The 12,805-nt window shown below is 52.3% G+C and carries 14 protein-coding genes; 12 read left to right on the top strand and 2 right to left on the bottom strand.

Features of this window, described 5'->3' with window-relative positions; all coding sequences use genetic code 11:
* Positions 1-22 precede the first annotated feature (22 nt).
* Genes ACFO3I_RS06050 through hemW form a run of 7 tightly spaced genes read left to right on the top strand, consistent with a single transcriptional unit; the run spans position 23 to position 4,557 of the window.
* Positions 23-709 (top strand): YggS family pyridoxal phosphate-dependent enzyme, encoded by a 687-nt coding sequence (locus ACFO3I_RS06050; protein ID WP_377332569.1) that lies wholly within the window; start codon positions 23-25, stop codon positions 707-709.
* Positions 706-1,521 (top strand): pyrroline-5-carboxylate reductase, encoded by an 816-nt coding sequence (gene proC, locus ACFO3I_RS06055; RefSeq protein WP_377332570.1) that lies wholly within the window; start codon positions 706-708, stop codon positions 1,519-1,521. Before ACFO3I_RS06050 ends, proC begins: the two co-directional genes overlap by 4 nt.
* 8 nt (positions 1,522-1,529) lie before the next feature.
* Positions 1,530-2,072, top strand: a complete 543-nt coding sequence (locus tag ACFO3I_RS06060) for a YggT family protein (protein ID WP_377332571.1) — start codon at positions 1,530-1,532, stop codon at positions 2,070-2,072.
* A 3-nt stretch (positions 2,073-2,075) separates the two neighbouring features.
* The gene (locus ACFO3I_RS06065; protein WP_377332573.1) at positions 2,076-2,369 is read left to right on the top strand and encodes a DUF167 domain-containing protein; all 294 of its coding nucleotides are present in this window, start codon (positions 2,076-2,078) and stop codon (positions 2,367-2,369) included.
* Complete coding sequence (locus tag ACFO3I_RS06070) at positions 2,366-2,791, top strand: DUF4426 domain-containing protein (protein ID WP_377332575.1); 426 nt, start codon at positions 2,366-2,368, stop codon at positions 2,789-2,791. The genes ACFO3I_RS06065 and ACFO3I_RS06070 overlap by 4 nt, the downstream gene beginning before the upstream one ends.
* A gap of 30 nt (positions 2,792-2,821) precedes the next feature.
* On the top strand, positions 2,822-3,418 hold the full coding sequence (gene rdgB, locus ACFO3I_RS06075; protein ID WP_377332576.1) for an RdgB/HAM1 family non-canonical purine NTP pyrophosphatase: 597 nt from the start codon (positions 2,822-2,824) through the stop codon (positions 3,416-3,418).
* A complete protein-coding gene (gene hemW / locus ACFO3I_RS06080; protein WP_377332578.1) occupies positions 3,415-4,557 on the top strand; it encodes a radical SAM family heme chaperone HemW in 1,143 nt (380 codons plus the stop codon). The genes rdgB and hemW overlap by 4 nt, the downstream gene beginning before the upstream one ends.
* A 6-nt stretch (positions 4,558-4,563) precedes the next feature.
* Here the strand turns inward: hemW and ACFO3I_RS06085 are convergent, their stop codons facing one another.
* Positions 4,564-4,983, bottom strand: a complete 420-nt coding sequence (locus ACFO3I_RS06085) for an HIT family protein (RefSeq protein WP_377332580.1) — start codon at positions 4,981-4,983, stop codon at positions 4,564-4,566.
* A 126-nt stretch (positions 4,984-5,109) separates the two neighbouring features.
* Here ACFO3I_RS06085 and ACFO3I_RS06090 point away from each other — a divergent pair, with 126 nt between their 5' ends.
* From ACFO3I_RS06090 to ACFO3I_RS06110, 5 genes are all read left to right on the top strand, one after another.
* Entirely contained in the window at positions 5,110-6,942 is a 1,833-nt protein-coding gene (locus ACFO3I_RS06090) for a DUF885 domain-containing protein (protein WP_377332582.1), read from the top strand.
* 118 nt (positions 6,943-7,060) lie between these two features.
* Positions 7,061-8,023 carry a magnesium transporter CorA family protein gene (locus ACFO3I_RS06095; RefSeq protein ID WP_377332583.1) on the top strand — a complete coding sequence of 321 codons (963 nt, stop codon included), beginning with the start codon at positions 7,061-7,063 and terminating at the stop codon, positions 8,021-8,023.
* Between the two features lie 17 nt (positions 8,024-8,040).
* Positions 8,041-9,387, top strand: a complete 1,347-nt coding sequence (locus ACFO3I_RS06100) for a magnesium transporter (protein ID WP_377332586.1) — start codon at positions 8,041-8,043, stop codon at positions 9,385-9,387.
* Positions 9,388-9,461: 74 nt separating this feature from the next.
* On the top strand, positions 9,462-10,370 hold the full coding sequence (rimK, locus tag ACFO3I_RS06105) for a 30S ribosomal protein S6--L-glutamate ligase (protein ID WP_377332587.1): 909 nt from the start codon (positions 9,462-9,464) through the stop codon (positions 10,368-10,370).
* Positions 10,370-11,428: a succinylglutamate desuccinylase/aspartoacylase family protein gene (locus ACFO3I_RS06110; RefSeq protein ID WP_377332589.1), complete on the top strand. Its 1,059-nt coding sequence runs from the start codon at positions 10,370-10,372 to the stop codon at positions 11,426-11,428. The genes rimK and ACFO3I_RS06110 overlap by 1 nt, the downstream gene beginning before the upstream one ends.
* A gap of 60 nt (positions 11,429-11,488) precedes the next feature.
* Here ACFO3I_RS06110 and ACFO3I_RS06115 read toward each other — a convergent pair whose 3' ends face one another.
* Positions 11,489-12,664, bottom strand: coding sequence for an SIR2 family protein (locus ACFO3I_RS06115; protein WP_377332591.1), 1,176 nt, complete (start codon positions 12,662-12,664; stop codon positions 11,489-11,491).
* Positions 12,665-12,805 lie beyond the last annotated feature (141 nt).

Here is a 12,805-nt window from a genome sequence, read left to right on the forward strand (position 1 = left end):
AACTCCACACCTTAGACAGCATATGACAGACAACATAGCAGAAGCGCTGCAACGGACCCAACAGGCAATTCAACAAATTAAGCTCGAACATCAGCTGCGCCAGGACGCCCGGCTCATTGCCGTCAGTAAAACCAAACCCGCAGAGGCAATAGCAATAGCCTACCAGGCCGGTCAGCGCGCCTTTGGCGAAAACTATGTGCAGGAGCTGCAGGCCAAAGCACAACAGCTGGCGTCACTTTCCGGCATTGAATGGCATTTTATCGGGCCTATTCAGTCGAACAAAACCCGTGATATTGCCCGCTATGCCGATTGGGTTCACAGCGTCGACCGGCTAAAGATTGCCGAACGATTGTCGGCGCAGCGCCCGGCAGAGTTAGCGCCGTTAAAAGTTCTGCTGCAAATTAATATCAGCGCAGAAGAAAGCAAAGCCGGGGTGGCGCCTGAGGACATGCTGGCACTGGCGCAAGCGGTGGCCGCGTTGCCGGGCCTTGAATTGAAAGGCCTGATGGCCATCCCGGAGCCGGGCAATGGCCCAGCCGCCTTTGCCCGGATGGCCAAACTTTCCGCGCAGCTACAACAACAGCAGCCACAGGCGACTGAATTGTCGATGGGCATGTCAGATGACTGGCCGGACGCTCTGCGTTGTGGCGCAACTATGATACGATTAGGCACAGCTATTTTTGGTGCCAGGGATTACAGCAACAGATGAGAGATAACACAGTCGCCTTTATTGGCGCAGGCAATATGGCGCAGTGCATCATCGGCGGTATGGTGCGTCAGGGCTACCCGGCAGAGAACATCATTGCCGCCAATCGCAGCCCTGAAAAGCTGGACAAACTGCAACAGGATTATGGCATCCAGATCACCACAGACAACCTGGTTGCCGCCCAAAAGGCCGATGTGATTGTGCTGTCGGTCAAACCACAAATGATGGCAGACCTGTGTCGGCAGTTGGCCGAACAAGCGCCGGAATGCAAAGAAAAACTCTTTATCACAGTGGCCGCTGGATTGCCGGTCAGCCGCTATGAAGAATGGTTAGGTCAGGTACGGCTGGTCCGCGCTATGCCGAACACCCCTGCCCTGGTTGGGCTTGGCGTTACCGGCTTATTTCCAAGTCGCTGCTCTGTTTACGAGCAGTCCTTTACCCAGGATATGTTTGCCGGTACAGGCCAGACAGTCTGGCTGGAACAGGAAGCACAAATTAATTCGGTGATTGCCGTCTCTGGCAGCGCCCCCGCCTATTTCTTTTATCTGATGCAAGCCATGCAACAGGTGGGTGAAGAGCTTGGTTTTAGCCCGGAGCAAGCCAAAGCCATGGTCGCGCAAACCGCGTTAGGTGCTGCCACTATGGCCAGTCAGTCTGAACTTAGCTTTGAACAGCTGCGCGCCCAAGTCACCTCCAAAGGTGGCACGACTCATCAGGCCATTGAAACTTTTAAACAACACAACCTTGAAACCACTGTAAAAGCCGCCATGATGGCAGCCATCAGCAGAGCCGAAGAAATGGCGAAAACTTTATAAGGCGAGTTATGACAGACGCATTGTTTTTTCTGGTAAGTACAGTCATTAAACTTTATCTGATGGTGGTGGTACTGCGCCTCTGGTTGCAGGCAGCCCGCGCCGATTTTTACAACCCGTTCAGCCAGTTTATTGTCAAAGCCACCAACCCAGTGGTGATCCCTCTGCGGCGCTTTTTGCCCAGCCTGGGCGGTTTTGATACCGGCACCTGGTTACTGGCTTTTGTTATTTGTTTATTGCATGTGTCCATTACGCAGTTTTACCAGATGGGTCAGCTGTTCGTTGCGTACCTGCCGTTAGGCGCCTTGGTACTGCTGGTGACAGAAATACTGCAACTGCTGTTCTGGATCCTGGTGATCCGTGCATTGCTGTCCTGGTTCAGCCAGGGCAATAACCCGATGGAATTAGTGCTGATGCAGCTGACTGAGCCTTTGTTACACCCAATCCGCCGCGTGATCCCGTCTATGGGCGGCCTTGACTTATCAGTGCTGGTGCTGCTGCTCGGCCTGCAATTTGTGCAAATCCTGCTGCAAAACCTGCTGCGTGGGTTCTAAATTGTGCTGAAACCTCTGCCCGGCGGCGGCTACGAATTACGCTTGTATATTCAACCGGGCGCCAGCCGGGATCAGCTGGTGGGCCTGCACGATGGCGCTATTAAAATTGCCATTAAGGCGCCGCCGGTCGACGGCAAAGCCAATGCCTATTTACAGCAATTACTGGCGGACTGGTTTGGCGTGCGTAAAAATCAGTTACAGCTGATCAGAGGCGAACTCAACCGGCAAAAAACCTGGCATGTCAGCCCGCCTTGCCAGCTACCCGCAGAATTCAGTCCTTATCTGGAGTCGTCATGAAAACTTATCTGTTAGCCCTGCTGTTTGCTGTTTCACTGTTTTCAGGCACCAGCCAGGCAGAACAAAAGCAGGCCTTGGGCCCATGGGATGTGCACTACATTGCCTTTGACAGCACCCTGCTCGACCCCGCCATTGCGAAAAACTACGGCATTGAGCGCAGCAGCTTTAATGCCCTGCTGAATATTTCGGTGCTACGCAGCAACGACCAACAGGCACAGCAAGTAGAGCTCAGCGGTAAAGTGCGTGATCTCATGGGTAAAACCACGGAGCTCAGTTTTAAACAAGTGACAGAAGGTGACGCCATTTATTACCTGGCCCAGCTGCCGGTGCGCAATGAGCAGCACCTGACGTTCATTATTGATATCCGTCAGGGCACCACACAACAGCAACTGCAATTCAGCCAGACCTTCTATACCGAATAAGCCTCAACAGGCAATGACGCAGGATACCAAATGCAAACGTTAGTACTGGCCACCAGCAATAAAGGCAAGCTGGCAGAGCTCGCCGACTTATTGGCACCTCTGCACTTTGACGTGCAACCACAATCCGCCTTTGCCATCGACGATGCGGTCGAAGACGGCCTGAGCTTTATTGAAAACGCCATCTTAAAAGCACGCCATGCCAGCCGTTCGTCTGGCTTACCGGCCATGGCCGACGATTCAGGACTAGCGGTGGATGCGCTTGGCGGTGCACCTGGTATTTATTCGGCCCGTTATGCCGGTGAGCATGGCAATGACCTGGCCAACCTGACCAAACTGCTGGCTGATTTAACCGAAGTGCCGGCAGGAGAGCGTCAGGCGCAGTTCCACTGTGTGCTGGCTTTTGTCCGCCATGCCGACGACCCGGTGCCAGTGATTGCGCATGGTATCTGGCGCGGTCAAATCGCCTTTGCAGCCACAGGTAGCCACGGCTTTGGGTATGACCCGGTATTTTTGCCGGATGATGCTAACGGCAGCGCTGCCGAATTAACCCCCGCAGAGAAAAAACAGCTTAGCCACAGAGCCAAAGCGCTGAAACTACTGCTGGCCCAGTTACAGGTTACGGCATGAGCCTGCACCTGCCGCCGCTGTCGCTCTATATCCATATCCCCTGGTGTGTGCAGAAGTGTCCCTATTGCGATTTTAACTCCCATGCGGTGAAACAAGGCATTCCGGAGCAAGAATATCTGGCGCATTTGCTGGCTGATTTAGAGCAGGATTTAGCTTACGTGCAAGGCCGGGCCATCCACAGCATTTTTATCGGTGGTGGCACCCCAAGCACCTTCAGTGGCGACGCCATTCAGGCGCTGCTCGATGGTGTGCGAGCCCGGTTGACGCTCGAGAGCGACTGCGAAATCACCATGGAAGCCAACCCTGGCACTGTGGAAGCCGGTCGATTTGCCGCTTATGTGCAGGCCGGTGTCAGCCGGTTTTCGATTGGGGTGCAGAGCTTTCAGGCTGACCAGCTCAAAGCACTGGGCCGCATCCATAACTGCGATGAGGCCAAAGCCGCAGCACAACTTGCAAAACAGTTACCACTGCAAAGCTTTAATCTGGATTTAATGCACGGCCTGCCACAACAGGATGTGGCGGGAGCTTTGGCTGATTTAACCCAAGCCATTGCCCTGCAGCCACCGCATTTGTCCTGGTACCAGCTCACTATCGAACCCAATACCGCCTTTGCCTCCCGTCCGCCGGTGCTGCCGGAAGACGAAGCCTTGTGGGATATTCAGGAGCAAGGCCACGCACTGTTGACGGCCCATGGTTACCAGCAATACGAAACCTCCGCCTATGCCAAGACTGGCTTTCAGTGTCGGCACAATCTGAACTACTGGCGTTTTGGCGACTATCTGGGCATAGGTTGTGGCGCACACGGCAAAATCACGCTGCCAGAGCAACACAGCATTATCCGCACAGTGAAGATTAAACACCCTAAAGGCTACATGGATTTAAGCAAAGGTTATTTGGACAGCCGCACTGCGGTGGCTGCAGAAGACCGGCCTTTTGAGTTTTTTATGAATCGTTTTCGCTTGCTTGAGGCCTGCCCGCAAAGCGATTTCCCGGCACTGACCGGCCTGCCGTTAAGCGAGGTCGAACCTGCGCTCGCCAAAGCGGCCACTTTAGGTTTACTGGAGTTGACAGAACACCACTGGCAGATCACCCCCAAGGGGGTGCGCTACCTGAATGATTTACTGGAACTCTTTCTGTAAAGGTTGTTAAAGCGCGGCTGCGATTTGCGCGGCCAGCGCTTTTAACTCGTCCATATTGCCCAGTTCGGCCTGATGGCCTTTGAGCGCAAACACCGAACATGGCAGTAAGTGAAAATGAGCGTGCGGTACAGTCTGTCCAATGCCAGCGCCATTTTGCTGAAACAACGTTATGCCGGGTGCGTCCAGCGCCTTCACAATCGCCTTCCCCACTTTTTGCACTGTTTGCATACAGGCAAGACTGGCCTCTGCAGACAATTCAAACACAGTCACCGCCGCTTCTTTTGGGATCACCAGCACATGGCCACGAATTTGCGGCATGATGTCCATAAACGCCAGTGTCTGCTCGTCTTCATAGACTTTAAAAGCCGGAATTTCACCACGCAGAATACGGGCAAAAATATTGTTGTCGTCGTAATTTTGTGACATTAAACACCTCCATTCACTCAAGCCACTAGCTTACCGCAGCCAGGTCAGTTCTGAACAGACAAGGCTTGAAACAAAGCGCCACAGATGGTGTAGTACCAGAAGAATGACAACAATCAGGATGAACCCATGAAACACCATGCGCTTGCTGCAGCTATTGCTGTCGCCTTACTTAGTGCCTGCAACCCGACAACCAATACTCCAACCGGAACGCCGACAGAACAAAGCAGCACTGTGGCACAAAGTGAAAACGAAAAAGCCGATGCTTTGTTTGACGCCATTTTTGATGAGCAGGTGGCCACCAGCCCGGAAACCCAGACCTCATTGGGCCAGAAAACCAACTACGACCAATGGGATGATTTGTCTGACCAGCGCCGGCTGGCGGATTTGGAGATGACCAAACAGCAGCTGCAGCGCTTAGCCGCGCTCAATGTCAAAAGCTTAGACAGCCAACGTCAACTAAGTTTACAGCTACTGCAAAGCCAGTTACAGCAGCAACTGGACGGCGACCGCTGGCATTTGTATAGCTACCCGGTCAATCAGATGTACGGCGTGCACTCCAATGTGCCGGACTTACTGATTAACCAGCACCGCATTGATAACGAGGCCGATGCCAAAGCCTATATTGGCCGCCTGAAAAACGTCTTGCCGTACTTTAAACAACTGCAGCAGCAACTGCAGGTTCGCGCCGACGCTGGCATTTTGCCACCCAAGTTTGTGTTCGCCCATGTGATAGGTGCCAGCCGTAACATCATCACCGGCGCGCCTTTTGATGGTGATTCGGACAGCACCTTGCTGGCCGATTTTCGCGGCAAAGTACAGAAGCTGGAGCTGGAGCAAAGCGCCAAAGATTTATTGGTCAAAGAAGCCGAACTGGCACTGACCGGCAGCGTAGCACCAGCCTATCAGAGCCTGATTGCCTACCTGACTGAACTTGAAAAAGTAGCTGGCACAGAAGACGGTGTCTGGCGCTTCAAAGACGGCAATGAATTTTATGCCTACCGACTGAAAAACATCACCACCACCGACTACAGCGCAGAGAAAATCCACCAACTGGGCTTGTCTGAAGTGGCACGTATTCACGGCGAAATGAAAGCCATCATGCAAAAAACCGGCTTTAAAGGTGACTTGCAGCAGTTCTTTGCTTTTATGCGTGATGACCCCCAGTTTTATTACCCGGACACGGCCGAAGGTAAAACCGCTTACCTCGCCGAAGCCACCCGGGTGATTGACGACATGAAAGGCCGGCTGGACCAGCTGTTTATCGTCAAGCCGAAAGCCGATCTGGTGGTCAAAGCCGTGGAAGCCTTCCGTGAGCAATCCGCTGGCAAAGCCTTTTATCAGCCACCAGCTGCGGATGGCAGCCGGCCTGGCACCTATTACGCCAATTTGTACCGGATGAATGGCATGCCGAAGTACCAGTTGGAAGCGCTGGCCTACCATGAAGGTATTCCGGGCCACCATATGCAAATCGCCATAGCGCAGGAGCTTGAAAATGTACCGAAGTTCCGCCGTTTTGGCCGCTATACCGCCTACATCGAAGGCTGGGGTTTATACACAGAGCAACTGCCCAAAGAGATTGGTCTGTACCAGGACCCCTACTCTGACTTTGGCCGTTTAGCCATGGAGCTGTGGCGGGCCTGCCGTCTGGTGGTGGATACAGGCCTGCATGACAAAAAGTGGAGCCGTGAGCAAGCCATTCAATACCTGAAGGACAATACGCCGAACTCTGAAGGTGAAGCCATCAATGCCATTGAACGTTACATCGTCATGCCGGGCCAGGCCACTGCGTACACTGTGGGTATGCTGAAATTGCTGGAACTGCGCGAAAAAGCCAAAACAGCACTGGGCGATAAATTTGATATCCGCCAGTTCCACGACGTGGTGCTGAAAAACGGCGCACTGCCGCTGGATACCCTGGAACTGATGGTCAACCAGTACATCGCGGCGAACCAAAGCTAAACTGCTGAAAATACCAGCAAACCGTTCTGCAACAGGGGCTGTGCATTTGCATTAAGCCCCTGTTTTTCTTATGCTGAGCTCAGTTTTGCTGTCTCAGACGCCAGCCGCGGACTCCCTTATGATTGAACTGCATCAGTACTGCCCGGAACAACAGCAATGGCAAATTTGTGATTTTGCCTCTGTGCGTTTGCCGCTGCTGAGTGGCAGCCGTTTCTGGATCAATCTGACTGACGCCAATCTGCAGGAACAGCAGCAAGTGCTGGAGTTTTTCCGCATCCACCCGGTGATTGCCGAAGACTTTTTGCGTGACCGCCACCCGCCTAAACTGGAAGTCAGCAATGCGTTTCAACTGCTGATCTTACGTGGCTTTGCCAGCGCAGATTTCTCCGATTACCCGGGCCACAGCCAGATTAACATGCTGTTTAACGACCAGGTGATGCTGGTGAAATTTTACAGCCCGCTGCCTGCGCCACAAATTCTGCTGCCCTTCAGCAGCCTTAAAGGGCTGGAAACCAGAGGCTGGGCCAAGCAATACATTCATGCAATCGCAGCGTCTTACCTGCACAAGCTGATCCAGTTTGAAGACGAATTAGGCGAGCTGGAAGATGCCATGCAGAGCAACGGCAATGACCAGCGCATGGCGCAAATTATGAAGTTCCGCTCGGTGTTTCGCAAAATTGACCGCAACCTGGCGTATCAGAAAGACATCTTTGCCGACTTGCTGTTTGACGAAGACGACAGCCACCCGTTCCGGCTGCTGTTTGAGCGGGTCGAGCTGCGTGATTTTTATGAAAAGTTTGAGCGGCTGCACAGCATGGTACAAATGTACTATGACCAGTTATCCGATTTAGTTGACGGCTATATGTCGACCTCGTCGCACCAAATCAACGAAAAAATGAAGGTGCTGACTATTTTGACCGCGGTCTTTGTGCCGCTGACCTTTATCGCGGGCATCTACGGCATGAATTTTAAATACATGCCTGAGCTTGAAATACAGTGGGGTTATCATCTGACATTGGCGGGTATGCTGATACTGGCGCTTGGGTTATTGGTTTGGTTTAAAGTTCGCCGGTGGTGGTAACAGCCAAGGAGTTTTAGATGGTCGAAAATACACCGCTGGATATTGAAGAAATCGTCCGTGACAGTTTCGATGAAAACGAAACTGAGCAGCTGGCCGAACGTCTGGAAGAACTCGAACCGGAAGAAATAGCCTTCGCGCTGGAAGCCATGCCGCTGGAGCAGCGTCTTTCCACCTGGCTGACCTTATCGAACGAGCAACAAATTGAATCCCTGACCTATATGCGGGTCGACGCCCGGGTCAATATTTTCAAACAACTCGACACCGACCAGTTACAGACGCTGGTGGCCGAAATTGACGTTGACGACTTGATTGAGCTGCTGGACGAACTGCCGGACCATATTTACCAGTACGCCTGCTCCCGACTGGATTTGCAAGAGAAGCAATGGCTGGACCAGGCGCTGACCTACGACGAAGAGCAATGTGGCCGTTATGCCGACCACGATGTGCTGATCCTGTCGAAAAACGCCAAAGTGCGTGACGCGGTGCGGCTTTTTACCAAACTGGAAGAAGACGCCGAATACCAGGAAGCGCTGTTTGTGGTGGACCGCACCGGCCGTTATGTCGGCTTATTGCATGGCATTCGTTTATTAGGCAAACCCAATCATTTGCCTGTGGTTGGGTTGATTGACGATGAGGCACCTGTGGTGAGGGGCGCGATGGATTTGGACGAAGGCTCCGACATGGTGGCTCGCTCTGGCTACAGCGCACTGGCGGTGCTCGACGATGAAGACAAGCTGCTCGGCCGCTTGTCCATTGGTGAAGCACTGGAAAACGTGCGGCGCAGCCTGGAAAGCCAGTTTATGCACACCGCAGGTTTAGGCGAAGAAGAAGACTTATTCGCCCCGGTGATCCAAAGTGCCAAACGCCGCGCTTTATGGCTTGGTATTAACCTGCTGACCGCCTTTCTGGCCGCCTGGACCATTGGCCTGTTTGAAGCCACCCTGCAGCAAGTGGTGGCACTGGCGGTGCTGATGCCCATTGTCGCGTCGATGGGCGGCATTGCCGGCAGCCAGACGCTGACCCTGATAATCCGCGGCCTGGCACTTGGCCAAATCACCCCGCAAACCTACTGGACCTTATTCCGTAAAGAACTCAGTGTCGGCGCAATGAATGGTGTGCTCTGGGCCCTGGTGATAGCTGGCACCACCTACCTCTGGTTTGGTGACTGGATTATTGCTGCGGTGATAGCAATGGCCATTGTGATTAATATATCCGTGGCCGCCTTGTCTGGGGTGGTGATCCCGGTTTGGCTGGAGAAAGCTAAAATAGACCCGGCGCTGTCGGGCTCAGTCATTCTAACCACAGTGACAGACGTCATTGGTTTCTTTGCATTCCTCGGGTTAGGCTCATTATTTTTACTGTAATTTTTCAGGCACTTGCTGCTAATTGCCTGAGGCCCCACTACAATAGGCCCAGATAAACTGGCGTGAGTGCCCGGATGAAAATTGCAGTCTTATCACGTAACCGTGAATTGTATTCCACCCAGCGGCTGGTCGAAGCCGCCGAAGCCCGTGGCCATCAGATTGAGGTCATAGACCCGCTGATGTGTTACATGAATATCAACCAGACCCGTTCGGCCATCCACTACAAAGGCCGCAATCTGGATGGTTTTGACGCTGTGATCCCACGGGTCGGCTCGTCCATTACCTTCTACGGCACCGCCGTACTGCGCCAGTTTGAAATGATGGGCGTTTATGCGCTGAACGAATCCGCCGCCATCAGCCGCGCCCGCGACAAACTCTGCTCCTTGCAACTGCTGGCGCGTGACGGCATCGGCCTGCCTATTACCGGCTTTGCGGACAAACCAGGTGATATCCCCGACTTAATTGACATGGTGGGCGGCGCGCCGCTGGTGATTAAACTGCTCGAAGGCACCCAGGGCATTGGCGTGGTGCTGGCCGAAACCCGCACCGCTGCCGAAAGCGTCATTGAAGCTTTTATGGGGCTGAACGCCAATATTCTGGTGCAGCAGTACATCAAAGAAGCCAATGGCGCCGACATCCGCTGCTTTGTCATAGGCAACAAAATTGTCGCCGCAATGAAACGCCAGGCCAAAGCCGGTGAGTTTCGCTCCAACCTGCACCGCGGCGGCACCGCCAGCCTGGTCAAACTCAGCGCCGCCGAAAAACGCACCGCGCTGGCGGCAGCCAAAAGTATTGGGCTGGAAGTGGCCGGGGTGGATATTTTGCGCTCCAACAATGGCCCGGTGGTGATGGAAGTGAACGCCTCGCCGGGCCTGGAAGGTATTGAAGGCGCCACCGCCATTGATGTGGCGGGCCTGATTATCGACTACCTGGAACAGCAGGTGGAAAAACAGCAAAAACGCAGCAAAAAGAGGAAAGTCTGATGCTAAGCAGCCCCACTCAGACCGATTTTGAACTGGCTGGCAGCCGGATCAAAGCCGGCAGCCGTGCTGTGGTCGATATCCCTTTTGGCAAACTCTACACCCACACCGAGTTGAATATAGGCGCCCATGTGCTGCATGGTAAGCGGCCTGGTCCGGTGCTGCTGGTCACCGCCGCTTTGCATGGCGACGAAATTAATGGCGTGGAGATTTGCCGCCGTTTGCTGAAAATTCCCAAACTGAACCAGCTCAAAGGCACGCTGATTGTGGTGCCTATTGTGAACACCTATGGTTTTGTCCAGCAAAGCCGCTATTTGCCCGACCGGCGCGATTTAAACCGCAGCTTCCCCGGCAGTGAAAAAGGCTCGTTAGGCAGCCGCATGGCCTGGCAATTTACCGAACATATTTTAAAGAAATGCCAGTTTGTGATTGACCTGCACACCGGCGCCATTCACCGCAGCAACCTGCCGCAGGTGCGCGCCAGTGCCAAAGATAAAATGGCGCTGCAAATGGCCGAAGTCTTTAACGCCCCTATTATCGTTAAAGCCGCCAGCCGCGATGGCACCATGCGTGGCACCGCCAACAGTCTGGGCATTCCTATTGTGCTGTACGAAGCCGGCGAGGCGCTGCGTTTTGATGAACAGTCCATCAATATTGGCGTGCGTGGCATTCTCAATGTAATGCAGCATTTGGGTATGCTGGCTGGCCGTAAAACCGCGCCACGCACTCAGTCGTTATTTACCAAAAAAAGCAGCTGGGTACGTGCCGAACATGACGGCATTGCCCGCTACTACGTCACGCTGGGCCAGGCGGTGCAACAAGGCGATGTGCTGGCGCATATTTACAGCCCCTACTCCGACTTTGAAGTGGCCGTCACCGCCAGCTTCAGCGGCATTGTGATAGGCCGCAATAACCTGCCGTTGGTCAATGAAGGCGAAGCCCTGTTTCATATTGCCGAAGTGAGCGAACTGGACGAAGCGGAAAAAACCCTGGACGCCATCGTCGACGAAGTAGACGCCGCAATGCCGCCTGTTCTGGGAACTGAAATTAGTTTGGTTTAACGTCCGCGTTTGCGGCTCGTATGGAGCGCAGCGAAAGAGCAATCCGGCAATATGCGGTTGTTAGGCGTATCTTGACTGGTTAAAAATAAACTCGACTGCATCCACAGAAAAACCATCTGTATAGACCTCTGCCTTTTCATAATCAATAAATCGATATCTTTCGAGCAATTCATCTTTACCTTCTTTGTCCGTCCTAAAGTCAACAAGCTTTACATGATTTTTATAGAAATCTAAAAGTGGTTGATCCCAGGCCACTTCTTGGAAATTAGATATCATTCTATAGAGGCATATTCGAAGATAATCATCGTGTAAAGGCAGAGAGAACCCGATAATTGATATACCCAGGTTCATGCCTCCCGCACGCCCCGAGCCCCACCAAAAATCCAAAAACGGGTTTGCATAGACAATTTTCATATGAGATGGCGAGAGAATCATAGGTATCGCAGGCGGATCGTAATTTCCGTAAAAAAGATCTATGTTCTTTAATCTGTAGATATTTAGTAGCGGATCATCTTCATTTCGTGGCCCATCAACTAACGGATATTGGCCATATTTATCATTATTATTAAAAATTGGATCGTTAGGCCGCCCATCTACATCTTGTTTTTTAAAAGCTTCTAAGCCATGAAGATAGGACTTGTTACTGAACCAATCCAACGACCCATGCAGCTTCAAGATCGTAACTTCATCTCGGGAATCATCAACGGTATTAAAACCATCACCAATCTTTCCATAACGCTGCGGGAACAGCCTGTAAGGCTTGCCAACATATTCAAGAGCTCGCTCAAGAACAACGTCGTAATTTAGCGTTATAACAATGTCTTTTACCGACAGCTTCTCAGCAAATTCATAATACTCTTGCGGCAATGAATCCTTGCTCGGTGTCCTTTCATGAATTATCTGCCCAATATACCTTTTTACAAATAGCTGCGCAGCATTGCCATGTTCACTTAAGGTATCACTACCCTCTAGCCCGAGAAAATGCTCAATGTCGAGAAACGACATAAACTCTTCTAGATCTATAGTATCAATAGTTAGCTCAATACCATCGCTTCTTCTTCTGTAATCTATATAGTCCTGAACCGCCCAATGAAAACGATTGTCTTTTCCGTATGATCGTTCTACTCGCCTGACAACTTCGGGGTATAACTCTGCAGCGGTAGGAAGCCCCGCAGGAACTGAAAAGCCAGCCCCAAGCACAAAAATGCGAAATCCGGGATGTTCTTTACTCAACACTGCACCCTCTTTTATTTCTTTAATATCAGCCAAAGCACGTTTGAGCGTTTTTTCCCTTCAACTTTTTTCCAATTCTATCCATGACTTATTAAGGCTTAACTCCTAGCTCACAAAAAATGCGAGCGCAGCGAGTATTTTTTC

Source organism: Rheinheimera marina (genome assembly GCF_042654345.1).
Classification (GTDB): Bacteria; Pseudomonadota; Gammaproteobacteria; order Enterobacterales; family Alteromonadaceae; genus Pararheinheimera; species Pararheinheimera marina.